The organism is Mucilaginibacter gossypii (genome assembly GCF_017569325.2).
GTDB lineage: Bacteria > Bacteroidota > Bacteroidia > Sphingobacteriales > Sphingobacteriaceae > Mucilaginibacter > Mucilaginibacter gossypii.
In genome coordinates this window covers 5,625,816-5,649,374 of the sequence record NZ_CP071878.2, presented here as the reverse complement: position 1 = coordinate 5,649,374, position 23,559 = coordinate 5,625,816, and the positions used below count along the sequence as shown (strand labels likewise).

Genomic DNA, 23,559 nt, shown 5'->3' with positions numbered 1-23,559 from the left:
CTTTGTGTGTAATAAGTTATGAAGAGGACCGCGGGTGTAATTTTCCGGACAATAATCCTGCTGCTGGTAGGGGTGATGATAGGCCAGGTGCTTAACAAGGATTTTGCCGCGCGTAACCTTGGCTTCTCCTTTGTGAGTAATAGTAAAATAGCAAAGGTGCTGCAACTGGTTGACCGCAACTATGTTGACAGCGTTAATATCGATAGTATTGAAGGTGTATCGGTAAATAACCTGCTTCAAAACCTTGATCCGCATTCGCTTTATTTACCGCAGCAGCAGGCGCAATCCATTAATGAACGGTTAGACGGTGGTTTTAACGGTATTGGTATCGAATACCAGTTACTGCGTGATACGCTGATCATTACGCAGGTTTATGCCGGCGGTCCGGCCGAAAAAGCAGGCTTACTGGTGGGCAGTAAGGTGATCAATGTTGACGATAAAAAATTTTCGGGGAGCAAGCTAACAGCCTCCCGGATAAATGGTGTTTTCAGGGGTGAAAAGGATGCAGAAATAAAACTGAGTGTTGTGCCTCCGCTGAGCAAAGATTTAAAAATACTTACGGTTAAACGGGGACATGTTGACCTAAGCAGCGTTGATGCCGCCTATATGGCCGATGCTAACACCGGCTATATCAAGATCAGTAAGTTTTCGGCCACTACCGACCTCGATTTCAGAAAGGCGTTAACGGCGCTAAAAGTTGACGGTATGAATAAATTGCTACTCGACCTGAGAGGCAATGGTGGTGGCTATCTTAACGCCGCTACTTCATTAGCCGATGAGTTTTTAACTGATGGAAAGCTGATAGTTTATACCAAAGGTATTCACGAGCCCCGGACAGATTATTTTGCCACCGATTCGGGCATGTTTCAGAAAGGGAAACTTACCGTGCTTATTGATGAATATTCGGCCTCGGCCAGTGAGATTTTAGCAGGGGCCCTGCAGGACCTTGACAGGGCTACTATTGTTGGTCGGCGATCATTTGGTAAAGGTTTGGTACAGCAGCAGTTTGCTTTTGACGATGGTTCAGCAGTGAATTTAACAGTGGCCAGGTACTATACCCCTTCGGGCCGCTCTATCCAGAAATCATACAAAAACGGGGTTGACAGTTATCGCAATGAACTTGCCCAGCGTATGCAAAAAGGCGAACTTTTTTCAGAACAAAGCAACCTTAATGATAGTGTTTTTAAAGGTACCCCATCATTCCATACTTCAAGCGGGCGTAAAGTTTTTAGCGGCGGAGGCATTATGCCCGATGTTTTTGTACCGGCGGATACCAGCAAATTCACCCCTCTTATCCAGGACCTGAGCCAGCAGCAATTATTTACCGCTTACGTTGTTGACCGCCAGCAGCAATTACTTAAAAAATATCCGACTGAAGCTGAGTTTTTAACTCAATATGCTGTTAGTAATGACGAGGTAGATAAATTTATACTGTATGCCTCGCAAACCATTAAAGAAATGGATTCGCACGAAGTACAGATCTCAAGGGAGCCTATTAAAACGATCCTCAAAGCCCAGGCGGCCCGCTTTAAATGGGGTGATAACGCCTACTTTAAAGTGATCAACACCGATGATGTGACCTTTAAAAAAGGCTTGGAGCAGTAAGGAGGCTAAACAAAAGATGTCATTTCGAGTGAGTCCGTGAGGGGCATGAGCGCCGGGGCGAAAGAGAAATCTTATACATTATGCTTGTATGGCTGTGCCTGCGTATAAGATTTCTCCTCACTGGCGTAGCGCGATCCCCGCGCTTGTTCGTCGAAATGACAGTAGTTTTTACGCTCTACGTATCCTAATTCTTTTCCGCCAGGAAAATCTCATTAATCAATTCCAAATTTGCCATAACACCTGCCATTGTGCCGCTATTAACCGCATTGGCTATGGAGCGAATGCCCGAAGCGCTGTCGCCGGCGGCGTAAACGCCGGGTACCGTTGTTTTTTGCTGTGCATCAACCTGGATGTGGCCCTGATCGGTAAATGAGCAGCCTAATTGTAATGCAATATCACTGTGTTGCACAAATGGGAGCCTCGCATATAATGCTTTAAGTTTTATTTCGGAGCCGTTTTGCAAATGGATGGTAGTTATCTGGCCGTCATGATGATCAAACGCTGCTATTTCCCCCTCAATAATTTGTATATTATTATGACTGATAATGGATTGCTGACCTTCGTTTAAAGTTGATTTTCCGTTAGTGAACAGGATGAGATCTTTGGTCCAGTTTGAAATAAGTTTAGCCAGCTCAAAAGCCATTTCGCCATTAGCAAATATGCCTGTAGGCTGATAGCCGTATTCATAACCATGGCAATAGGGGCAATGAATAATCGATATTCCCCAGCATTCGGCAAAGCCGGGAATGTCAGGCATTTGATCTTTAATACCGGCAGCAAGGATAATTTTCTTTGCGCTGAATGTTTCACCGGATATTGTACTAACCTCAAAGCCCTTAGTTATTGGTGTACATTGAGTGGCCTCGCTATGGAGCAGCGTGATAGTTGGGTATTTTAAAGTTTGTTCACGGGCAATAGTCAAAATCTCGTGCGGGGTTTGACCATCGCGGGTAAAAAAGTTGTGTGAGTGTGGCGTTTGGCGGTTGCAGGGCATGCCACTATCAATAATTAATACTTTACGCATGGCACGGCCCAAAGCCATGCCTGCAGATAAACCGGCGCTGCTGCCGCCGATAATGATCACATCAAAATCCTTCATATGATATTGCGGTTAATTATGGATAAAGGTAAATGACAAAAACACAAAATGCAACCATGTTGCATTTTGTGTTTTTAAACTGACAAAGTAGAATGGCCGGCTGGCTAAAGAAATGCCAATTGCGCCGGTATTTTATTTTTTATTGGTTTTGTTCAGTGTTAATAATCCGTTGAAATAGGATAATAGTTTTCGGTTATCATCCTGAATGTAGGCCACCGGATAATCGTAATTCATAAAAGTAACCTTCCATACTTTGGCAAAATGAGGCTGATCAGGCGTATCCGGCGTTAGGTTGTAATACCCGAACTCCGCATTAAGGCATGATGATTCATTAACGCGGTTATCAATGGTATAGCCATCTTTTTTAAAAGCATCAATAAAAATTTTACGTATTTGGAGCAGCGGAGCCGTTGCTGTAGTATTTAGGCTAAGTGTGCCATAGCGCCGGCCAATGGTAGTTGAAAAAACCTCGTTCCTAAAATGATAGCCTATTCCCGAATTAAAGATGGGTAAACCTTTGCTTTCTTCATAGGCTATAACATGCTGGTAGATATTAAGCGGACCATTATTGCTTATGCTATCGTTTAAAATAACTCTATATATTACCAGGCCGTTAACCGGGATATTATTTTTTTGCAGGAGCGTAATAGCTGTTGCCAGTTCAACTCTATTGCTGTCGCTATAATCACGTTTAACGCGACTGATGCAGCCATTATCTTCTCCGCCGGTAGATGATAGCTCGCCTTTTTTGCATGCAGTAAAAGCGGCCAGTACTATTAGTACTAAACAGTAAAACTTTTTCATGAAGTGTAAAGTATTGAGGTTTAGCAGTATTACGGAGAGGGAGATGGAAACGTAACAACCAGGGGGTAAAAAACGTCATTGCGAGGGACGAAGCAATCGCGGACTATGCAGGGCGTACCTTCGAATAGGGGATTGCTTCGTTCCTCGCAATGACGCGGTGGTGAACCTTTGAAAGTCTGGATTTGATAGATCAAATTCAAGGTAATCCTCAAATCCTAAAAATCAAGGTTCTTATTTCTGCCTGAACCATACCTGCACCGGCGCGCCCGAAAAATCAAAGTTTTCCCTTAGTTTATTTTCGATAAACCGATAGTAAGGCTCCTTTACATATTGCGGCAAATTGCAGAAAAACGCAAACATTGGCGAAGTGCCGGCAATTTGGGTAATGTATTTTATTTTAACGTATTTACCTTTAATTGATGGTGGCGGGTAGTTTTCGATAATTGGCAGCATTACCTCGTTTAGTTTTGAAGTAGGGATCTTACGGGCGCGGTTCTGGTAAACCTGGTTGGCTACATCGATCACCTTTAATACCCTTTGCTTTTCGGTAACTGAGGTAAATACAATAGGCACATCGGTAAAGGGGGCTATCTTATCGCGGATCTGCTCTTCAAAAACCTTGATGGTTTTGCTGTTCTTCTCAATCAAATCCCATTTATTCACCACAATTACTACGCCTTTTTTGTTCTTTTCGGCCAGGTGAAAGATATTGATGTCCTGCGATTCAAAGCCTTCAACCGCATCAATCATCAGGATAATTACATCGGCTTCTTCCAGTGCTTTGATGGTACGCATTACCGAGTAAAACTCAATGTTTTCCTTAACCTTGGTTTTTTTACGCATCCCGGCTGTATCTATCAGCATAAAATCATGACCATACTGGTTATAATGGATATGGATAGAGTCGCGGGTGGTACCGGCAATAGGGGTAACTATGTTACGGTCTTTACCGATAAGTGCGTTAATGATAGATGATTTACCCACGTTGGGGCGACCGACAATAGCATATTTAGGGCGGGTGTTTTCTTCCAGTACTTCGTCTTCAAAGTGTTTTACCACTTCGTCGAGCAATTCGCCGGTACCTGAGCCGGTCATTGATGAAATGCTGTAGATTTCGCCAAGGCCGAAGCTGTAAAACACCATAGCATCGGCAACCTGGTTGTTATTGTCCAGCTTGTTTACTACCACAAAAACAGGTTTATTGCTTTTGCGCAGGCGGTTGGCAATCTCATCATCCAAATCTGTGATGCCGGTTGTAACATCAACAACAAAAAGGATTACCGAAGCTTCTTCAATGGCAATGTCAACCTGCTCACGGATGGCGGTTTCAAAAACATCGTCTGAATTGGCTACATAGCCGCCTGTATCAATAACGGTAAAATTGTGGTTAAGCCACTCGGCAACGCCGTAATGCCTGTCGCGCGTGACACCGCTAAAGTCATCAACAATGGCCTTGCGACTTTCGGTTAAACGGTTATATAATGTTGATTTGCCTACGTTGGGCCTGCCCACAATGGCTACTATGTTACTCATGCTTTTTTATTAAGAGTCAGGATGCAAGAAATCAAGATTCAGGAATACAAATCTATCTAACTTAACAAATGCTTCTACGAAATTTTTAATTTTTATTAATGATAGATCAAGATGTTGGATTATCCTGCATCTTGATTCTAAAAGTCTTGGTTCTGTTCTTTCTATTCGTACCCGAATTGTTTGAGGTAATTCTTTTTGGTACGCCAGTCGGGGATCACTTTTACAAACATCTCCAGGAAAACTTTTTGCTGAAAAAAGTCTTCCATGGCGCGGCGGGCATAGGTGCCGGTAATTTTTAACATTTCGCCGCCTTTGCCTATGATGATGTTCTTTTGCGATTCGCGCTCAACAATAATTTCTGCGCTGATACGGTAAAGCTTTTCGCCCTCAATAAAGGCGGTTACAATAACCTCGGTGCTGTACGGAATTTCTTTTTTGTATTGTTTAAACACCTGTTCGCGGATCATTTCTGAAGCGAAAAAGCGGTCGTTACGGTCGGTTAGCGCATCTTTTTCGTAATAAGCGGCATGCTCCGGCAGGTTTTCGATCACGAAATCCATAATGGCCTTAATGTTGTGCCCATGCAATGCCGATATCGCGAAGATGGCTTTAGGGTTTAATTTCTCCTGCCAAAATTCGACCTTCTTTTTTACGGTTTCTTCATCGCTTTGGTCAATTTTGTTGATGAGTACGGCAAGAGGCGCTGATGAACGTTCCAGTTTTTTAAGAACGTCTGCTTCGTCATATTCTTCATAAATGTCTGTAACCAGCAAAATAAGGTCGGCATCAACAATAGAACCGTCAACCTGGTGCATCATGCTTTCGTGCAGGGCGTAGTGCGGTTTGATAACACCAGGGGTGTCCGAAAACACGATCTGGTAGTTTTCGTCATTCACAATACCCAAAATGCGGTGGCGTGTAGTCTGCGCTTTAGGGGTGATGATGGACATTTTTTCGCCCACCAGCGCGTTCATAAGGGTTGATTTCCCTGCGTTGGGTTTACCTATTATACTTACAAAACCTGCCTGATGAGCCATAAAAAAATAATTAAAAATATATTTGGACTGCAAAGAAACGAATTATATCTTTGCAGTCCAATTAAAACGGAGTGCAAATTTGCATTTTGATAATTGGAAGCACCTTTCCGGGGTTATGGCCGGATCTCAAATATATAGCACAATACAGTGCGGGATGGAGCAGTTGGTAGCTCGTCGGGCTCATAACCCGAAGGTCGTAGGTTCGAGTCCTGCTCCCGCTACGGAACGATTCAAATCGAACAAGGGCATAGTAAAACCTACTATGTCCTTTTGTTTTTTTAGCACAATCTGCTTGCAATGAGCGAGATATAAAAACACTGAATTCACGCGCTCGGTTCGACACCCATCCGTTTCTTTGTTGTAGAGGATACCCGAGGGGAAGAGCAGATTTTGTATCCGTTGCTTGGTGAAATAATCGGCCAAAACCCACTTTTTAGGTATGTTAACGGCGAAATCGACCGCAAGGTTGACACACTCCTGTAGGTTCGACACTTGGGAAGCCTTTGCTATCGCTGTTTCTATGTCGTTTAGTTCTTCGTTATACTTTGCCATGTATTTATTATAGAGGTCTGCGGTCAGTTCTTCTTCAATAAACCGCTCTTCCAACCGTTCTATTTTTTTGTTCAGTTCCTGCTGCTTTTGCATAAGTATCATAGCTTCGTCTTGATAGCCCTGCATGTATTGGTTGAACGTGGCTGCAGTTTGCTGTTTGATAAGGTGAAGCAATTCGGGGTCGTGGTCAAGCTTGAACGCTTCCAATGCTTCCGCAAAGCGGTCGTTGAGTACCTGCGCGTTGCGGTTGGTACCGCAGCCGATGGTGCAGCATTTATAGTAATGTATACCCTTCTTCTTCACGATATACCCGCGCAACGGCTTGCTGCATTTCTCGCACAACAAGAACCGCTTTAATGGAATATGTTCGTTCTCTTCCTGTATGCTGTAGCCATGGGTATGCGTATCCATAACACCGTTAACTTTGAGGAACAGTTCACGCGATATCAATGGTTCGTGGTTGCCTTGTACAATTGCACCATCCAACATATTATGAGAGAGTAGGCCGCAATAGAAGGGATTGCGCAGCACGGCAGTGATGCGCTGACGGCATAGCACCACTCCTTTTTGTGCGAGCCGGGCGCGTATGGCATCGTGCGATAAGTCTTCTTCATGCTTCCATATGAAGGCGTGACGCAATAGCTTTCCTGTTGCGTTTATAACGATCGTTCGCGCGCCATTTTTTTGTATACTGTCATACCCAAGAGGTGGTTTCGTTGGCCAGTCGCCACGTAATAACATCTCTTTCATGCCGGCTGTACACTTTTGCTTTCTTAGTTCGTTTTCAAATTGATTAAACACCATGACGAGCCTTTGATGCATTTGCCCTGCTGGATTTGTTGTATCCATCGGTTGGGTGACGCTGATTACTTCGATGTTGAGTTTACGAAGTTGTGCACTTAGCCAAATAGCATGTTCGTTACGGCTGAACCTGTCGAGGCTATATACTATTATATGAGAGATGCGCTTCCTTGATTTCTTTACAAAATCAAGCATCCGGGTAAACTCTTTGCGCTCGTCGTTGGCGGCCGATTCATGCGTGCCCCCGAAACTTTCCACAATTGTGTAATTGTGTTTCTTGGCGTATTCGACACATGATTTACGCTGCGTTTCAAGGCTAAGATTCTCGGTTTGGTCTGGCGTGCTCACCCTTGTATAAATAACACACTGGGAGCCTTGTACCGCATGCAATTGGGAGCCTTTTCCGAACTGCTGAAAGATTGCTAACTCGCTCATAATTATAGGTATTCCGTCGTTTATTGTGACAGTAAGATACGAAAAAGCACTTGGTTTTCAATGGCTTTTGTTTTCTTTTTTGAAATAATCGTAAACAATTTTTGTAAATGTTTTGAGTGTTGCAATGACTTCTTTGGCCTGTTCATCTGTCAGATGTTCAAACACGGCACATGCCTTGACCTCTTCGATGGTCAGATCATCTTGGCGCAAGTAATCTATGTGCAGATGCTTTTTCATGGCAGCTGATCGAGGTATTGTAGTAATGCTGCTTCTGCCTGTTGCACTAACCGTAAAATCTGTATCCTGTTGGGATTACTGCGGGTGATTTGGATGCTTGCCATGCTGATATACTGCAATACCTGTAGTAAGGTATCGCGATGAAAGAGCGGCAGCGGCTCGTTTAACGAAAGCAGTAGTATCGACCTTGCAAACGTGGTGTGCCGCATGTTGGCGGAAGCGGCTTTCACTTTGATGTCTGCCAATTGCTTCAAGGTGACTTCGATACGAAGTTCTTTGCGAGGTCGATGTTTCGCTTTCCAAGCCTTTTTGTATAGCCTTCTGTATTGCGCCTTTGCACGGGCAATATCTTCTTCCGACTTGCCGATGACGCCGGCAGAAAGCAAATACTGATACAAGAGGGCACTTCGCGTTTTCATTTCAGTTCAATGAGCGGTACAGGTGTATCGGGAATGCCCCCTTCTAAAGAAACGGGCGGTATTTTTGCATACCTGCCGTAGATTAATGAACGGTAATACGGCGATGTTCTTCCTTTGATGAGCGGCTTATTGCCGGAAATGATAATCGAGCGATTTTCGTGTAGCAGGCGTATTTCGTCGGCGGTAACAAGCGCTTTTACTCGTTCAATCCCTTTCTCATCTGTATACATTGCTTTACCTCCCAATGCTTCGATTTCTCGCAATTCGTCCATAGCAGTTAAACCAGGAAGATATAATTTGGTAAGGCAGTTAGCGGCAATATTCTCCGCATCATCCTTGTAAAATGTTTTAAGCTGGCCTTTGGTCTGTACGGCTATGATATTCCCAACTCTGGCCTTTCTACAATTCGCCGTCGCTAACGCAAGTAGCGGGATATACATTGAAGACGCCTCTTCTAAAATTACTTGTATGCTTAATTCCCGCTTCAAAGGAAGTCGCTGTAAAATATGATTATAGAATTGCTCAAAAAAGATACTGCTGAGAATGCTTACATACTTTTGGTCGCCGACGCTGTTATGGAGGAAAATAATCGTCGGTGTTGCCCGTAATTCGTCAAAGCTGATGCTGTCGTGGGCGGTCGTTTTGGCAATCTCCGGATCGTCAAACAATTGTAGTGCTGCTTTAGCCGAAGCAATAATGTTTTGTAAGGTGCGTTCTGGAGTACTAATAAATGACTTGTAATCGAGTATTAGCTTTTCGTCTTGGGCGTTAGCGATTAGAACATCTATCTTTTCCGGATATGCAGCAAGAATGTGCAACAACTGTAATACATTGGCCATATTCCGGTATTGTTCTGGCTGGAAGAGTGTAACACGTATTAGTATGGACAATAAACTTTTCGTACTGATCGACCAGAATGGATCAGAATTGCCTTTATCTAAGCTTGTTGCAACTAAGAGATGTGCAATCTTATTGACATCATTTGGTTTCCTAATGCGGGAGAGAATATTGAACCCTCCGGTGCTGGCTGAGCTGTCAGAAAAGTTGATGGTAAGTATCTTGAAATATCGGCTTAAATAGCCACTTGAAAGTAAAAATAACTCCCCAGAAGGATCATTTAAAATGATGCTGGATTGCTTTAGAGAATACAAATTTTTTAACAAAATCCTTGACGTTTTGCCTGACCCTGTGGGGCCGACCAATAGAAGGTTTGAAAAGGATGCTTTTCGAGATAAGCGTCTGTTTTTAGAGATGACAAAACCCTTATTAAACCGAGACGAAATAGACCGCTCGCTACCGAACTCCGCGTTAAATCCTTTTTGCTTAGCAAATGCGTCAATAATGACACTGAAAATATCAGCGATTAACGAGAACATAAATTGAATACATTCTAAGAGGATTGATATGATTTCTGTCATAGTAATAGATTTATTGAAATGCCTTTTTCATATGTTTAACGATGTCTAACAGCATCATGAGGATGTACTCTACTACAACGATTACGCTGTAGCAGAGAAATTTTAAGAGTTGAACTATCACTTTCATGGTAAAGAAAATTGAGTTTCAATATGGACATCAGCATCGTGCGCTTTGTAGACCTGCTCGTAAAATCGGGCAATCGGGATATACAGATTATTTTCTCGATATGATTTCGGTGCGAACAAGAACCAAATTTGGATGCCTTTGAGTGACGGCAGGGGGGAATTTGTCTCGAATTGCTTTTTTATCAGGTCTGGATGCTGTTGCAATACTGCGAGGGTCTGCGGGTTGTAAAAGTTCACCTCGCTGTTTTCGCGCAAATTGCTGTAAACTAAAAGATACCGATGTCTCGATGAACGTTTCGCCAATATCGTTGCCTGATGCTCGATTGCTCTGAAAATAATGGAGTGCGGATAGTTTCTGGTGCTGTCAAACTGGGAAAGATTGGCCTGCACGTCGGTGACGAAGCGTTGCACCTTTGCCCGCCTGACGGTGATGTTGCCGGTGAGCCGGTCTTCCTTTGGCAGGGACACGACTTTGGCGGTATTGACGTCCTTGTCGGTGATGCCAACCAATGTTATCTGCAAGCCCTGCTGCCATGGATTGTCTGCAAGCTTAAAGGGCGCAAGCAACGTTTGGGAAGTAGGATAGACAGGGAGTTGATCCGTTTCGTCAATCATGACGGTCATTGCCGTATCATAGCGATTTGATGGTTTTTTACAGCCAATGAGCACTATGCTCAATGTGACTGTTATATATAATGAAATCGCTTTCATATCAAGAGAGGTGTATAGGTTTGAAGTTTCGTTGGAATACAAAAGGATATTGTTCGTTAAAGCACGTCGGCCTGCCGTTGTCCGTTCTGTGCATCGCGTTGACCTTTTGCCAGGCGGCGAATCCGGCATGCGCGTGAGCGATAATCATCTCCTCTAATTGGCTGCCATATACATACAGAGAAGTGTTCACCTGCCGTAATTCCTCCTGTTGTTGTTTCAGCATCTCTATTTCCTGTTCAATGCGTTGCTGTTCGGCTCTGTTCTCATCGTGCAGTTGTTTTGAAGCTTGATATCCACGCATTGCTGTGCGTTGCTCTCTTGTGGGATAAAAGAAATTCTTTATTCCTATTGCGACTCCGAATAACAATACTGACATTGCTGCAATGGGAAAAGCGGTGAGATGGGTGTTTGCCGCATCGGTTTCAATGGAGAGGTACGAGATACGCGTATCAGCCAAATAATAAAATAAAGCTGTTACTAATAGGAAAACTGTTATTGCAATTGCTCTTTTATGCCAAACTGATTTTCCCAATGCCACAATTCGACTGAAACAATGAGCAAGCACTGCAAGTGCTGCTGCAAGCAATATGCTTATGCCCAATGATTCAATGAAGGTGTACCCGTAGATTTCAAACGCTGGTCGGTTCAGCATACTATCACCTAATAGTGGTATACATACGCAGAGCCATATTAAGTATAGATGAAACCCACCGACCTCAAACTGCGTTGCTTTTACTGTCTTTTCTAATTGCACTGCCTTTTCCTTTACTGCAACCAGCTTGTTTAGCAAGGTTTGCAGTTTTCGTTGTGTGATCTTTTCGTTTTCAATCACTTCGGACACCAAAATTGCGGGTTGTAAGTCGGTTGCTACATGTCCGATTATGGACTGCGCTTTATGGTGATTACCGATGAGATACGGTTTGATATTCTGCTCTGACAATGCAGGCATATTTCTTCCCCCATGATTTTCTGCATCAATGAGGTTGTGCTGGTCGAACTGTTTCAGTTGTTCCTGAACAAAGGCCGTTAGTTCCGGCCTTTGTTGCATGGTTTTTTCAATTATTTTCATTTTGCTTGGGTTTGATTTGTTTTATGATTTGAAGTGTTTCTTCGGTGTGAATACCTGTGTAGACGGCCTTCAATAGCTGACCTAACTTGAGTTGTCGATCTTCTAAAGCAATAACGTGAACGTTATCTGCTGGGGATGAAATCGAGAAATGTTTCTGTTGTAACTTTTTCATTTTCTTGATATTTTGTTATATCAAAATTTGAAAAATAGTAAGAGAACCTTAGTGCGGTTCTAATGTCGTTTTAATGTTGAATTAATTGTGTTTTTAAAGAATCGAGATTAAATGGATGTCAACAATAAACAAACTCCTCTCATTGAAATTTATCGGGATAGGTTAATTTCTGCTTATAACAATTCGACTGATAGTGAAATAACAGCCAAGGACCTAACCCTGTACCCGCATGGTGGCAATTTTGTTGAGATTAATAAGGATATGCGAAATCTTTTAAAGCCTGAAAAAGAAACGCCCCTTAGTTTTCACACGTATCAAAACTTGGTTAATCAAACAAATACTCAATTAACATCGGCGATTCGAAAAACAATAGATGATTATTTTAAAATAGCTCAAGAAAAGAAAAGGTCAAGTTCAAACGACATTAATAATACTTTACTGATAGGAGCGAAACTTATTAATGAAGTTTTTAAGAACAAAATTGAATTACTGTCTAAAACCATGAGATTTGTAGATTTTTATTCATCCAGAATAGATGGAGGCAATCAATGGTTAGGTATTACAAAGGATTTAGATTTTAATAGGCCTGTTCTGAAAAAATTAGAAAAAGAAATATTGATTGCAATCAAAAGTAAACGAATAAGCAAGGTTTGCGCTGCTGTCGTAGGAACACATGGCATTGGTAAATCAACAGTACTTAGACGTTTGGCGCTAATTTGCATTAAGTATGAAAGTATTTTTCAAACGTTTTGGGTTGAAGACCTGGAAAAATTTAATAGTTATTTTTCCAGGTATATTTCTAATAACAATCAACCATTTTTACTCATAATTGATGATTGGGAGAAAGTCACAAGTGGCGATAGAAAATCAATAAATACATTGTTTAGGAACCTGACAGGATATACCAATGTTGCCATCGTGATCGCAGACACATGTATTAAATCAGAGTGGTCTGATTACCTGTACGGAAGAAATATTTTTGGATTAGAGTTATCTGAAAACAAGAATATATTGTCGCATATACTGTCCAAAATGGAAAATTATCTTGAAATAGATCACCGTGCGTCGACGCAAACCAATGTTGCTCAATGGCTTGAAATTATAAAGCTTATGATGGACAATAAAAGTTTAGATACATCTCCAATATTTATTATACTTTTTATAGTTATCAGAAAAGTAGAGGAAAGAGGTGATATCTTGGAAGTTGATACACAGGATCTTTGGGCTCAGTTTAATTCGGTAGTACAAAATGACTATCAAAGGATTTATTATTCATTTCCCGGCCTTGCAAAGACACTCTATTATTGGGCCTGTGTAAGTAGTCGTTGTAACGAATTCCGGCCATTGTTGACGTGGCGCGCATTATTAACGTTGAGTGATTATTACAATAACAACGATTTACCATCGAAAGAATTATTGGCATTTAATAATCAGAAAGATATTTGCAAGACACTTGCTTATTATTTTTCATTTAAAAAAATCGAAGGTTTTTCATATGAGCATAAGTATTTTATTGATTTTCAACATATCTGCATTGCCGAAGCTATGAGTATTGCACCAAATATAAACTGGTATTTTGAGGATAAGCTTATGTTGGAAATAGCTGGGTTGTTTATAGACTTTGGTATGAAGGACGTCGCTGAACAATTTCTTATTGTGCACGCACGCAATGTCCTATTAGAAGAATTCAAATGGAGTTATAAAAAATTTGATACGGAAGCTTATTTAAGAGAAAAAGAAGAGTATATGAATCGAAAAGAGGTAAGAGCTGTTTATACAAAATTGCAACCGCCTTTTAAAGGACTCAAATTTCAACGATATATGGAAGAATTAATCACAAATCTGTTAAATAACGAGCTTGCTGGATTCGAACAAGACCAACTAATACGTTTTGCAGCAGAACTTTATGACGAAAAAGATGGCTGTAGAACCGCCAATTATATAGCATCCCTTTTAATTGAAAAGGGTTGTAAATCCGATCTTTTAAAAGAACTATATGTTGCATCAAATAGTAAAGATGCATTAAAGAAGTTCTACTTGAAAAATTTTATGGAAGTAGATTTTATTTGACAAGATATTATAAGTCTGACATTATGTTAAATAAATCTGTTCCTAATCGACATAGTCATTTGGTGACCAGAGGGTAAGTGTATTTAATTTCTGGTCACCAAATGACCATGAAACAAATATCATTACTTATTACAGACATTGATCAACTCATTGCAATTAACTCTAAATTGTTAATGGGAGAAGCACTTACTCCTACAGACCTTCAAAGTTTAACAAGCTTTCTTTCAAATCTGCCTAACGTCGAAAACCTGCTTACAGATAATGTTGCTTTGGATTTGCCATTGTCGATCCTTTTATGGGATACAGACAAAATTGATGCAATTCTCGACCAATGGGAAGTACTATTTAAGAATATTCCGAGTTATAACAATTCGACGCTTTGTATAAGGACAAATAACAAAGAAGCGGTTTTGTTGAATTTGAATACCTTAATCGTTACAATGTTCTCTCCGTCGCTATCGTATGCCATGGATTTAGAGAATATTGCAATTAATCATGGGGGCTTTGAAGTGCACCTTAAAGATGACGGATCTGCTAAATTTAATTTACCAACATTGCAAGATGCTGAAGCCTATCCAGAATTATACAACTTCAAAGGTTCATGGAAAGAAGCATACTATCTGCTTATCGAAACATTGAAAAAAGGCTGGCCGATGGAAGAGTTCCCGGAAGAATTGCAACAGTTCCTGAAAAAGTAACACAAACACAACCAATGCATTTGCATTGGTTTTTTTATACCCGTACTTTAGAGCAAAGCCAATTTACCGTATGGCAATCATCAAGATTCTTGCTCGTCACAACCCGTCTTATGCTTCTCTTATTCGTTATATCTTGAATGAGGATAAGAGCGCCCAAATGCAAGTATTCACCAACAATCTCCGTTCAGATACGATACCCGGTTATGTGCAGGAATTTATCGAAAATGAAGCCTTTAGGCGACAATATCGCGAAGATCAGGTGTATTTATATCATGAGATTATTTCGTTCCACGCTGGCGAAGACAAGGCCTTGCTGACACCAGAGGTGTTAGATGACCTGGTGCAGGAATACATACGCTTACGAGGGCACACAGGCGTAATGATCGGTGCCGTGCACCATGACCGGGAGCATGTGCATGTCCATTTTTGCGTGTCTGCATTACACTTTCGGACTGGCCTGTCGTTTGGGCTGTCGAAAGCGCAAATGCACGAGTTGAAAGTCTCATTCCAGGAATACCACCAACGATGGTATCCTGGAATTGACAAGAGCGTGGTCGAACATGGCAAGGCCGAGCCGTATCTGCGGCACGGGCAATGGCATGCGAATCAGCGGGAGCTGATTGCTGAAACGGCGAAGCGGTGCTTTGCGCAAGCAAAGTCGCAACAGCAGTTCTTTGAACTATTGCGAACAGAGCGGCTGGATTATTACGAACGGCACGGACGACCTGCGGGAGTGGAGGCAAATGGCATGAAAATGGAATTTTCACGACTGCTCGCTGGTATGCGCCTTGATGCATTGCCTGTAGAGAGAAATGAAGAGGAGCAGGCATTGCAAGAAATTAGGCGCATACGGGAGCGGCAGGCCGGCCGGGACCGTGATGAAAGGGACTGGGAGGAGAGAGCAAGATAGTGTGTCCCTCCGGGGACACATGATGAAATTTTTATTATGCTGTATTGTAGGCAAAATAAAAGGCTGCTTTTCAGCAACCTTATTTGTTACCATCCGAACAGCCGCATGATGCCGTCGAGGATGGCGTACAGGATGAGCAACCAGAGCAATGCCCCGCAAATGAATTGAAACAGTTTTTTGTGTCCGTTGTCGTGTGCTTGCATAAAGGGCGTTTTATGCAGTATAAATCGGAACGAATGCTGAAAATAGTACCCATAAGTTAAAGCGTTCTTTATGCTACTATCTTCGATGGGCGTATGTACTATGCGTTATGTGAATGCTTTATGCGGGGAGTGCATAATGTATCCAGTTTTTCATACATTTACTGTTCATTTGTTACAAACGCATGTACGGAGCAAAAATCAGAATGATACGGGAATTGCGCGGCTATTCCCAGGAGAATGTCGCCGCCAAGTTGGGAATGACGCAAGCAAGTTATTCCCGGATTGAGAATAATCAAACGAAGCTTGACACTTCCCTGCTTGAAAAGCTCGCGAAAGAGTTGGGGGTGAGCGCATCAGACATCATGAGCGCGGAGCCGGTAGTGGTGAACTTTTACGGCCCGAATCACGGAGCGGCACCATTTGGATCAATTGGAACGATCAATATCGAGCAAAAGGAGTTATACGAAAAGTTGCTAACAAGCAAAGATGAGGAAATAGCCCATTTGAAACTTATTATAGAGTCGCTTTTGCCAAAGAGGTAGAATAGAATTCAAAAATTATTGGTTCTTGTTTGCTTCTGCATGATACTTGTCTTTCCATTCACCAATTATGTTGAAAAGATATTTCTTTAGATCTTCAAAGCTGTCAAAGGTGAAATTGCTCTGATCTTCGGGAATATAGTTGGCGAATGTTAAAGCAAAAAATAGTTGCAAGCCTATGGTCGAAGTTAAGTCAATATTTACTTTATATCCCGGATGTTGAATGTCTGCCCTGTTTAAAATGCGTTTTAGCCGTTCATCGAGGTCAGGATGCATACCACCGCGAGTATGTGCTGGCAAGACGCGAACAAAAAACTCCGACAATTGGGCTATGATCGCCCCCAGAAACCTGTGATATCGCCCATGCTCGCCGTCAATTGAGGCAATCATGCAGTCTAAGGCGTAAAAATCTGCTTGAGTTTCCATCGTCCGAATCCTCCGCTTGTCTTCGTTGGTAAGTACATAACCAGAACTTTTAGTTGTTTTTATAAAGTCCTTTGCATCCGCATGAAATGCTAAATGCCCCACTTCATGGTACATGAGATAGCATGTTGCTAAAACAAAGATGTGATTTGCTTGCAGTACGCGCCGTTCGGATTGGGTAGGGTTGGGTATGTGGGCTGGCCATGGTGTCAATTCATCTTCGTCCCCAAATTTCAATGATCGCCCCCATCCAAGGGTGTTATTAAGCATAAGGAACTCATCATCATCGCTTAGCCGCAAGACTGTTGCGGATTGCAACGCTCCTTCCTGGTAAATATCTATCAGGCCAATCATAAAATAACAAACAGTCCATAAATATGAGAGGAAGCCGGCTTGCAGGACAATCAGCTGTTTATCCAAATCAGCATACGGCCCTTTCATAGGATACATTGCTGGTTCAAAATAGAGCCCTTTGACCTTCCCTTTTGCAAATAGAGCCAATAGCTCCCCTTCCATTTTTTTATTGCCCGTACGAAATGTTTCATCAATGTTTCCATAGAGGGCATCAATATAAAGTACTGGTATGTCGCTGCTTTTTTCCATACTTTAAAGTACTGATAAATTTGTGATGTCAAAAATCTACTAATAGTAATAGCAAAATAAAAAACAGGGCGGATGCCCTGTTTGAATATATTATTTGCTTGTGTCCGCTATTCGCAGTGCTTTGATGCGCTGCCATTCTTGGTACGTGTGTGCGCCCAGGATCGCTTCGTAGAGCTTTTTGTAGTATCGGTGATCGTTATCTATTCCCTTCTCAAATATTTCAGTTAATTCAGGGTAGAGCCGTTTGGTGAAGTCGATGATTTCGTTGGTTGAGCGAAGATGGTTGACGTGTTTCAATTCGCTCTTGGTGATGAGATCGAATTTGCAGTCGTACTCCTTGGCCAATATATCAAGTCGCTTGAGTAGTTGCGTGATGGCTTTGCTGTGCTTTCTTAATGGCGGTATTTTCACCATGATTGCCTGCACGTTATTCCTGTGCAGGTAGCGTTTATAAGTATTGATGATCGTGCGCAGTTTTTTCTCCGACCATTGGGCGTCGAAGCTATGCATATGCAGTTCATCTTCGAGTAATAGGCCGTCTTTGAGGACGCAAACCGCAGTGCGGGACGAGCCGAGACTAATCCCAATGATAGTCATTGGTATTGTAGACTGATTTGGTAACAATGTTGGTGAAGAGGCGCGCTCGTGTGGTGCGGATTGAATGTCCCGGCAGTGTCACCACATGGGTGAGCGTTGCAAGCAGATATTCTTTCGGATACTTTTTCGCGCAGGAGAGGTAGAAGGCAAGCGACTTCTGGTCATCCAGCGCTTCTGCGAGTTGATGCGCCAACTCTAATTCTTTGGCTGTGTGCATAGGCATTTTTTAGTTGTCATAATGAACATAAAGAGCTAATAATTGGATCGGTATCGTTCGTAACGTTATTTTTTTATTAGCGTTTCGAACGTTACCGTTTTTTCAAAAAGCGGGCACGGGAAAGCAGCGTTGCCGGAAACGGTGGTCTGGGAATGTATTATGTTGTGAAAGGCTGTAATTTGCCCTTAAAGCTTATATAAAGCGGAAGTATTGTTGTATTCGGTTATAGTGGTCAGGATAGAGTTCTTGTGGCAATTTCTCGTAAAGAATGCATAGCTTCATCAGATTGGTGCCGCTCGGCATAGCCTTACCAGTTTCCCAGGCGCTTATAGTGACGGTGTTGTTGTGCCCCAGCAGCGTTGCAACGCGTTCTTGCGTATAGTGCGCTTTTCGGCGGATTGCTTTCAACTTATTTGGATATTGTTGTTGTTTGTAATCCACACTTATACGATACCAATAGTCGCAAGTATATTGTAAGTACCCTAAAATTAAATTAAAGTTTATGTTGAAAACATTATGAGAAAATAAAAAAGCGAAGCTGTTAAAGGCTTCGCTTTGGTATAGATACAGTCTTTAATTCGATGTTAAAAGTTAATAATCGACCATTTAATAACAACATAGTTACTTACCCACTTAAATATCTGTGCTAAAAGGTTTAAAACTTAATGAATTAACAAATCAGAATAAGCGTGATAAGAATTCACCTTTATCAAACCGCCATTAAGTCTTTTAAACCCGATTATTTCTTCAGTGGTTCCCTTCTGATATGTTACTTTCAGCTTGTAATTATATGAGATTTCATTCACACTGCCTGTTATACGTCTTACATAATAGTCCTCTATTTTGTAACTATTATATGTGCTTACTTTTGAATTGATAAATATTAGCATTTTGCTGAATCCATTGTTTCCAGTTAATCGTTTTAAACTATCACTTAACATATTGTCCAAGCTATTGTAATCTTTGGCTTTAACTTTAGAATAATACATGTTTAGAAACGCCTTGCCGTCATTATTGTCCTCGGCAGCGTTTATGCGAATATTATTAAATGTGCATTGCACTAACACCACAGAAACAAAGGTTAAAACAAATGCCATTTTCGTCGTGCTCAAGGCCATAATTTAAAAATCAGATAATGCAATTCTTTTTATTAATTTAATATTTTGAAATAAGTACTATCCCTGTATCGTGTTTGACAAGTATGTACGTCGTAGATCCTTTTCGTTTTATCAATGAGTCTCCAACTGCCATTTGCTTACTAAACCTTCGCGTTGTAGAAAGGCTATAATATTTTTTTTCGTTAATGACGACTTCAAGCACTCCTTTCTCATCAAAGTCAATCTTTTGCAGAATTCCTGCAAATTCGTAATTTCTCTCCTTGTTATCGGAAATTTTTTCCCAAAGACCCAAAACCAAATAGCACAATATCGCTATTATTAAAAATCTAAAAATTTTATTTTTCACAATTTTATTTAGTGTACAATCCAAGTATAGCTAATTCCACCAGAACCTCCTACTCCGAACCCCGTACCCAAACTTGTACCGGTCCATAAAGTTTTAAGTTGTCCGCCTTCTATCGACACAGATCTCCACCCTCCAGCGCTTACCGGTCCAGCTGCAACATTGATATCTCCCCCCCAACCCCCTTGGCTGCCATAAGTAATTTCGTTCACGGGACCATGATAATTTCCCCGAACAAATACTGCAGAAACTCCCGCTTCTTCACCTACGCGGATTGACACTGTTTGACTCATATGAAGTCCGGCATCTGGCCCCCTTGTTATCAGATCAAAATTATAACTATATCCTGCCCCAACTGTTGGTACGAGAGTCGCACCAAGATGTACGCCAAGGTCGTCATTAATTATTCCTCTTGCAAAATCACTATTCCAAGCATTGCTAACAGATTGTTGGAACCGATGATAGTCTGCCACCCATTTTTCGGTATTTGCCTCGAATCTCCTTGCCCAAACCTCATCCAAAGAAATTTCATCATTAACCACATATTTCGCTTTGCCGTGGTCTGTACCGTTAACAGTTACTCCATAATAGTGTGCTCCGCCTGGTCCACCATCATAAGATGACTTTGCAATAAGTTTCCCATCAGCATCAACATAATAATCAACTGACAATTTTGGATCCGCATTGGAATTTGTTGCTATGCCATTTTTGTCAACAGTATACCCTGCAGCTTTAAAAATATTCACCCAAAGGGCCGAATAATCACCATAGCTGTTGCCCGAAACATACATCTCTCCTGCTTGGAGGATTGTTGGATCAATGCCCGATCCAAATAAACTGCGGTGAGGCACATAAGGAGTAGCATTGGTTGTCCAATCCAGGGTTATACCTGATCCTTCCGCCGGCAATTTATCCCCCAGCGGGTCATTCAGCATGATCGGGTTATTCCCTGCATACTGGTAAACCGTCATGCTTTCGGCGCTTTCGGCTACAGGGTCAACCGCTATCCATCTGCCTAATGCGGCATCATAATTACGGTAAAACGTCTGCTGCAAATCGGGTAGGTTCCCGTAATCGTTCTGCCATTCGCTGCCGCCGTTGTACAGGTTTTTATTGTTATCAGTCAATGGTGGCAACGGGCTGTTAGCCAAACTCAGCCCGAAGCCATAATAACTGGTCTCCTGCCGTACCACAGCAATTCCATTATTGTTGAGGTCCTCAAAACTGATCCGCGCGTTGCCCTGCTGGTCGGTTACAATAAACTCCTGCTTCAGCGTTACCGTTGTTCCCGAACCTGTGTTCCGTACCCTGCCTTCCGGCATGGCAAAGTAACTGATCACACCGTTCAAATATACAAATCCGTCCACATAATCCGTAGTGGTGCCCAATACGTTATTATCATAAGCCTGCTTGCGGACCAGCGCCCCCCCGGCGTCATAGGTATAGTTAATATAACGCCCGGTTGAAGTGGTCACCGTGATCTTATCCGTCCGGTTAAGCACATTGTAATTAATCGTAAGTCCTTTATAGGGGTCTGCAGTCAAATTACCGTTCACATCGTAGGTGTAATTACTGCCCGTGGTATTCGGGTAAACCTTAAACCCACCGGTGTTTCCGGTTGCATCCGTTACCGTTTTCAGTTGGTTGGGGTTATTCGTATCGTAGGAATAAGCCAGGTTATCTATTTGTACATTGCTGTTGGTGCCCTGCGTAGAGCTGTTGCGCGTAAGCGTCAGGATATTGCCGCCGGCATCATAACTCCCTACCGCTTCGTTAAAGCCGCCGATATTGTTATTGAAAGCGCCGGTGCCTGCCGTTGTCCGCTCGGCATAGCTTGCCCCCGTATAGCGGTTTACTGCGTCATAACTGTATTTATAACTTCGCTCGTAAGTGCTTACCCCCGAACCATCCTTAGTCATCCATTTAACTGCAGAAAGGTTCCCATTGTACCGTACCGTGTTGCCTACGTTGGCATCTGCCTGGTCATACAACATTTCCATACCAAACAGGTCATTGCTGTCGTCGTTCTTTACACCGTCATTGCTCAGCTTGCTGTTATTGATGCTCAGCAACTGGCCGTGGATATTGTAACGCATATCCACACTTTGCAGCCAGGCCGTGTTGCCCACGTTGGTCGATCCTAAATTTTTATCAATCACCTGTCCAAGCTCATTATACGTGTAAGCTGCCACCCTGACCGGGGCGGCCCCGTTGTACCGCTGATCAACCGCCGTAACCCTTTTCATATGATCATAGGACAGGGTAGTTTGCACGGCCAGCATTGCAGTAGCACTGCTCTTTTTAATCACCAGGCTTACCTGCGGCGCACCCGTAAAGTCGGGCACCACGGTTTTGGTGTCGGTTAAAGTAGTGGCCCCAGTATAATAGACCTGGTTATTGCTCTTAACCTGTATGGCATTACCCCTTTTATCATAAAAGGTTACTTTGGTAAGCAGGGTATTGGTCAGGCCGGCTCCAACGGTGGTTTGGCTGATGACGGTGGGGACGCCTTTAAGCGGTGCTGTTGTCGCGCTTCCTTCCCCGCTGAGCCCCTGTGCCGTATAAGTAAAATCGGCTGTCCCGTCCTGGTTCAGGTCATAATTGTCAAAATAAGCGTAGGCCAGCGGTGTGATCCCGGTTGTAGGGAAACTGCTGTTGGTATAATAGCCGCTGTTAATGACTGTTCCCGAGCGGTTTTCAAACCAGGTGGTATTGTAAATGGCAAGCCCGCTTACATAAGTTTGCATATTTGCGCGGCCGATATTCGTATTGTCAAGGTAGATGCCCTGGCTGATCGTCCGGTTCTTCGAGTCGTACTTGATATAGTTCCATTTATTAACCAGGGCCATTGCGGCATCCTGTAACAGCACCGGCCGGTTAAGCGGATCATAAACGATCACCATTTTACCTTTTGCCGGCACCGTTTTTTCAATGATCCGGCCCCTGGCATCGTACAGGTATTTAAATACCAGGTTGCTCAAAGGGGCTGCCGACAGGTTATAGCTGTTGGCCGCCAAAAGCGTGGTAGCTTTTGGCGGAACGACATAACTGATAGCCCCGGCCAGGTTGTAGATATAATAAGTATCCAGGTTGCCCGCACTGAGCATCTGCCGCTTCAGGATTGTGCGGCCGGCAATATCCGCGTAGCTCAGCGTCTCCACGTTATCTTCGTCGATGCCGTCGGTAACTGAAAGGGTATTGTCTGCATAATAAGTGCCTGCCGTAAAAGTACCGTCGGCATTCCATGTCAGGATATTGCCATCTGCTGTAGCGCTATTATAACGGTATTTTACTGTTTTGTAATGGTTGCCGCTTACCGTTGGCTGAAAACCGCTGCCCGCCATTCCCGCGGTAAGCAGCCGTAGTAAAGGGCTGTTCTCAAATATCTGCTGGCTGTAGGGCGTGCTGTCGTCGGCGACTTTATCGGCTGTGCCGTTATTATAAAAAGCAGCCTGGTCGGTTATCGCGTTTGCACGGTAGCTGCCGTCGATGTCGGTACTTTTGCCAGCGTAAGGCAGGTATCCCACAGTTTGGTGACCCAGATTGTCATAAACTACCGGTTGGATGATGTCGTTCTGTAATGGGCTCGCCTGTACGGCCACCTGCTGCAGTGTACGGCCCATGCCGTCTATATAGGTCCTGGTAACCTGTTTATCGGTCACCGACAGCGCGTCAATCTGGGCATCGGTTGTTTTGCCGGGCAGTTTGATGCTTTCCTGCTGTATGTAACCCGGGCTAATCTGTGCCAGCGCTTCCCTTCCATATACCGAGAGGACAAACGCCAATACCAATTTTATTTTGTTGCTTAACATAGCTGCTG

General features: G+C 42.8%; 23 protein-coding genes, 1 tRNA gene and 1 pseudogene. 7 read left to right on the top strand and 18 right to left on the bottom strand.

The annotated features are described in order from the left end of the window. Positions 1–18 precede the first annotated feature (18 nt). The gene (locus J3L18_RS23875; RefSeq protein ID WP_129570393.1) at positions 19–1,605 is read left to right on the top strand and encodes a S41 family peptidase; all 1,587 of its coding nucleotides are present in this window, start codon (positions 19–21) and stop codon (positions 1,603–1,605) included. A gap of 184 nt (positions 1,606–1,789) precedes the next feature. Here the strand turns inward: J3L18_RS23875 and J3L18_RS23870 are convergent, their stop codons facing one another. The 4 genes from J3L18_RS23870 to era form a co-directional block, all read right to left on the bottom strand. Beyond that, complete coding sequence (locus J3L18_RS23870; RefSeq protein ID WP_091173442.1) at positions 1,790–2,704, bottom strand: NAD(P)/FAD-dependent oxidoreductase; 915 nt, start codon at positions 2,702–2,704, stop codon at positions 1,790–1,792. A gap of 132 nt (positions 2,705–2,836) precedes the next feature. Continuing rightward, complete coding sequence (locus J3L18_RS23865) at positions 2,837–3,508, bottom strand: hypothetical protein (protein ID WP_091173445.1); 672 nt, start codon at positions 3,506–3,508, stop codon at positions 2,837–2,839. Positions 3,509–3,739: 231 nt separating this feature from the next. Beyond that, complete coding sequence (gene der / locus J3L18_RS23860; protein ID WP_091173447.1) at positions 3,740–5,041, bottom strand: ribosome biogenesis GTPase Der; 1,302 nt, start codon at positions 5,039–5,041, stop codon at positions 3,740–3,742. Positions 5,042–5,202: 161 nt separating this feature from the next. Beyond that, entirely contained in the window at positions 5,203–6,078 is an 876-nt protein-coding gene (gene era / locus J3L18_RS23855; RefSeq protein ID WP_090533711.1) for a GTPase Era, read from the bottom strand. 148 nt (positions 6,079–6,226) lie between these two features. On the opposite strand from era, the gene J3L18_RS23850 reads away from it, so the two are divergent. Together J3L18_RS23850 and J3L18_RS23845 are read left to right on the top strand one after the other, a co-directional pair. Next, positions 6,227–6,299: transfer RNA gene (locus J3L18_RS23850), tRNA-Met, on the top strand. Between the two features lie 442 nt (positions 6,300–6,741). Continuing rightward, positions 6,742–6,987, top strand: coding sequence for a hypothetical protein (locus J3L18_RS23845; protein ID WP_129570394.1), 246 nt, complete (start codon positions 6,742–6,744; stop codon positions 6,985–6,987). A 60-nt stretch (positions 6,988–7,047) separates the two neighbouring features. Here the strand turns inward: J3L18_RS23845 and J3L18_RS31125 are convergent. The 7 genes and pseudogenes from J3L18_RS31125 to J3L18_RS23815 all read right to left on the bottom strand — a co-directional run. Next, positions 7,048–7,866: pseudogene (locus tag J3L18_RS31125) on the bottom strand (recombinase family protein); the annotation flags it as partial. Between the two features lie 57 nt (positions 7,867–7,923). Continuing rightward, on the bottom strand, positions 7,924–8,103 hold the full coding sequence (locus J3L18_RS23840) for a hypothetical protein (protein ID WP_129570395.1): 180 nt from the start codon (positions 8,101–8,103) through the stop codon (positions 7,924–7,926). Next, entirely contained in the window at positions 8,100–8,522 is a 423-nt protein-coding gene (locus J3L18_RS23835; protein WP_129570396.1) for a hypothetical protein, read from the bottom strand. Before J3L18_RS23835 ends, J3L18_RS23840 begins: the two co-directional genes overlap by 4 nt. Beyond that, positions 8,519–9,940, bottom strand: a complete 1,422-nt coding sequence (locus J3L18_RS23830; RefSeq protein ID WP_129570397.1) for a type IV secretory system conjugative DNA transfer family protein — start codon at positions 9,938–9,940, stop codon at positions 8,519–8,521. Before J3L18_RS23830 ends, J3L18_RS23835 begins: the two co-directional genes overlap by 4 nt. 123 nt (positions 9,941–10,063) lie before the next feature. Next, complete coding sequence (locus J3L18_RS23825) at positions 10,064–10,777, bottom strand: hypothetical protein (protein WP_129570398.1); 714 nt, start codon at positions 10,775–10,777, stop codon at positions 10,064–10,066. A gap of 1 nt (position 10,778) precedes the next feature. After that, complete coding sequence (locus J3L18_RS23820; RefSeq protein WP_129570399.1) at positions 10,779–11,846, bottom strand: hypothetical protein; 1,068 nt, start codon at positions 11,844–11,846, stop codon at positions 10,779–10,781. Next, entirely contained in the window at positions 11,833–12,018 is a 186-nt protein-coding gene (locus tag J3L18_RS23815; protein WP_129570400.1) for a hypothetical protein, read from the bottom strand. The genes J3L18_RS23820 and J3L18_RS23815 overlap by 14 nt, the downstream gene beginning before the upstream one ends. Positions 12,019–12,129: 111 nt before the next feature. Between J3L18_RS23815 and J3L18_RS23810 the strand changes: the two genes are divergently transcribed. From J3L18_RS23810 to J3L18_RS23795, 4 genes are all read left to right on the top strand, one after another. Continuing rightward, positions 12,130–14,088, top strand: coding sequence for a P-loop NTPase (locus tag J3L18_RS23810; protein ID WP_129570401.1), 1,959 nt, complete (start codon positions 12,130–12,132; stop codon positions 14,086–14,088). Positions 14,089–14,195: 107 nt separating this feature from the next. After that, complete coding sequence (locus tag J3L18_RS23805; protein WP_129570402.1) at positions 14,196–14,786, top strand: hypothetical protein; 591 nt, start codon at positions 14,196–14,198, stop codon at positions 14,784–14,786. A 70-nt stretch (positions 14,787–14,856) separates the two neighbouring features. Further along, on the top strand, positions 14,857–15,696 hold the full coding sequence (locus J3L18_RS23800) for a relaxase/mobilization nuclease domain-containing protein (RefSeq protein ID WP_129570403.1): 840 nt from the start codon (positions 14,857–14,859) through the stop codon (positions 15,694–15,696). Positions 15,697–16,081: 385 nt separating this feature from the next. After that, the gene (locus J3L18_RS23795; protein WP_129570404.1) at positions 16,082–16,441 is read left to right on the top strand and encodes a helix-turn-helix domain-containing protein; all 360 of its coding nucleotides are present in this window, start codon (positions 16,082–16,084) and stop codon (positions 16,439–16,441) included. A 15-nt stretch (positions 16,442–16,456) separates the two neighbouring features. Here J3L18_RS23795 and J3L18_RS23790 read toward each other — a convergent pair whose 3' ends face one another. From J3L18_RS23790 to J3L18_RS23760, 7 genes are all read right to left on the bottom strand, one after another. Further along, positions 16,457–17,464: a phage exclusion protein Lit family protein gene (locus J3L18_RS23790; protein ID WP_129570405.1), complete on the bottom strand. Its 1,008-nt coding sequence runs from the start codon at positions 17,462–17,464 to the stop codon at positions 16,457–16,459. 90 nt (positions 17,465–17,554) lie between these two features. Beyond that, on the bottom strand, positions 17,555–18,061 hold the full coding sequence (locus J3L18_RS23785; protein ID WP_129570406.1) for a hypothetical protein: 507 nt from the start codon (positions 18,059–18,061) through the stop codon (positions 17,555–17,557). Continuing rightward, a complete protein-coding gene (locus tag J3L18_RS23780; RefSeq protein ID WP_129570407.1) occupies positions 18,042–18,278 on the bottom strand; it encodes a hypothetical protein in 237 nt (78 codons plus the stop codon). Before J3L18_RS23780 ends, J3L18_RS23785 begins: the two co-directional genes overlap by 20 nt. 192 nt (positions 18,279–18,470) lie before the next feature. After that, entirely contained in the window at positions 18,471–18,719 is a 249-nt protein-coding gene (locus J3L18_RS23775; RefSeq protein ID WP_189549318.1) for a helix-turn-helix domain-containing protein, read from the bottom strand. A 221-nt stretch (positions 18,720–18,940) separates the two neighbouring features. After that, positions 18,941–19,396 (bottom strand): hypothetical protein, encoded by a 456-nt coding sequence (locus J3L18_RS23770; RefSeq protein ID WP_129570409.1) that lies wholly within the window; start codon positions 19,394–19,396, stop codon positions 18,941–18,943. A gap of 37 nt (positions 19,397–19,433) precedes the next feature. Continuing rightward, on the bottom strand, positions 19,434–19,742 hold the full coding sequence (locus tag J3L18_RS23765) for a hypothetical protein (protein WP_129570410.1): 309 nt from the start codon (positions 19,740–19,742) through the stop codon (positions 19,434–19,436). Positions 19,743–19,750: 8 nt separating this feature from the next. Further along, positions 19,751–23,551, bottom strand: a complete 3,801-nt coding sequence (locus J3L18_RS23760; protein ID WP_129570411.1) for a DUF6443 domain-containing protein — start codon at positions 23,549–23,551, stop codon at positions 19,751–19,753. Positions 23,552–23,559 lie beyond the last annotated feature (8 nt).

Excerpts from the sequence above, each read along its gene's own strand:
- J3L18_RS23875 (WP_129570393.1), top strand. The coding sequence starts at position 19 with ATGAAGAGGACCGCGGGTGTAATTTTCCGGACAATAATCCTGCTGCTG.
- J3L18_RS23870 (WP_091173442.1), bottom strand. The coding sequence starts at position 2,704 with ATGAAGGATTTTGATGTGATCATTATCGGCGGCAGCAGCGCCGGTTTA.
- J3L18_RS23865 (WP_091173445.1), bottom strand. The coding sequence starts at position 3,508 with ATGAAAAAGTTTTACTGTTTAGTACTAATAGTACTGGCCGCTTTTACT.
- der (WP_091173447.1), bottom strand. The coding sequence starts at position 5,041 with ATGAGTAACATAGTAGCCATTGTGGGCAGGCCCAACGTAGGCAAATCA.
- era (WP_090533711.1), bottom strand. The coding sequence starts at position 6,078 with ATGGCTCATCAGGCAGGTTTTGTAAGTATAATAGGTAAACCCAACGCA.
- J3L18_RS23840 (WP_129570395.1), bottom strand. The coding sequence starts at position 8,103 with ATGAAAAAGCATCTGCACATAGATTACTTGCGCCAAGATGATCTGACC.
- J3L18_RS23835 (WP_129570396.1), bottom strand. The coding sequence starts at position 8,522 with ATGAAAACGCGAAGTGCCCTCTTGTATCAGTATTTGCTTTCTGCCGGC.
- J3L18_RS23830 (WP_129570397.1), bottom strand. The coding sequence starts at position 9,940 with ATGACAGAAATCATATCAATCCTCTTAGAATGTATTCAATTTATGTTC.
- J3L18_RS23825 (WP_129570398.1), bottom strand. The coding sequence starts at position 10,777 with ATGAAAGCGATTTCATTATATATAACAGTCACATTGAGCATAGTGCTC.
- J3L18_RS23820 (WP_129570399.1), bottom strand. The coding sequence starts at position 11,846 with ATGAAAATAATTGAAAAAACCATGCAACAAAGGCCGGAACTAACGGCC.
- J3L18_RS23815 (WP_129570400.1), bottom strand. The coding sequence starts at position 12,018 with ATGAAAAAGTTACAACAGAAACATTTCTCGATTTCATCCCCAGCAGAT.
- J3L18_RS23810 (WP_129570401.1), top strand. The coding sequence starts at position 12,130 with ATGGATGTCAACAATAAACAAACTCCTCTCATTGAAATTTATCGGGAT.
- J3L18_RS23805 (WP_129570402.1), top strand. The coding sequence starts at position 14,196 with ATGAAACAAATATCATTACTTATTACAGACATTGATCAACTCATTGCA.
- J3L18_RS23800 (WP_129570403.1), top strand. The coding sequence starts at position 14,857 with ATGGCAATCATCAAGATTCTTGCTCGTCACAACCCGTCTTATGCTTCT.
- J3L18_RS23795 (WP_129570404.1), top strand. The coding sequence starts at position 16,082 with ATGTACGGAGCAAAAATCAGAATGATACGGGAATTGCGCGGCTATTCC.
- J3L18_RS23790 (WP_129570405.1), bottom strand. The coding sequence starts at position 17,464 with ATGGAAAAAAGCAGCGACATACCAGTACTTTATATTGATGCCCTCTAT.
- J3L18_RS23785 (WP_129570406.1), bottom strand. The coding sequence starts at position 18,061 with ATGACTATCATTGGGATTAGTCTCGGCTCGTCCCGCACTGCGGTTTGC.
- J3L18_RS23780 (WP_129570407.1), bottom strand. The coding sequence starts at position 18,278 with ATGCACACAGCCAAAGAATTAGAGTTGGCGCATCAACTCGCAGAAGCG.
- J3L18_RS23770 (WP_129570409.1), bottom strand. The coding sequence starts at position 19,396 with ATGGCCTTGAGCACGACGAAAATGGCATTTGTTTTAACCTTTGTTTCT.
- J3L18_RS23760 (WP_129570411.1), bottom strand. The coding sequence starts at position 23,551 with ATGTTAAGCAACAAAATAAAATTGGTATTGGCGTTTGTCCTCTCGGTA.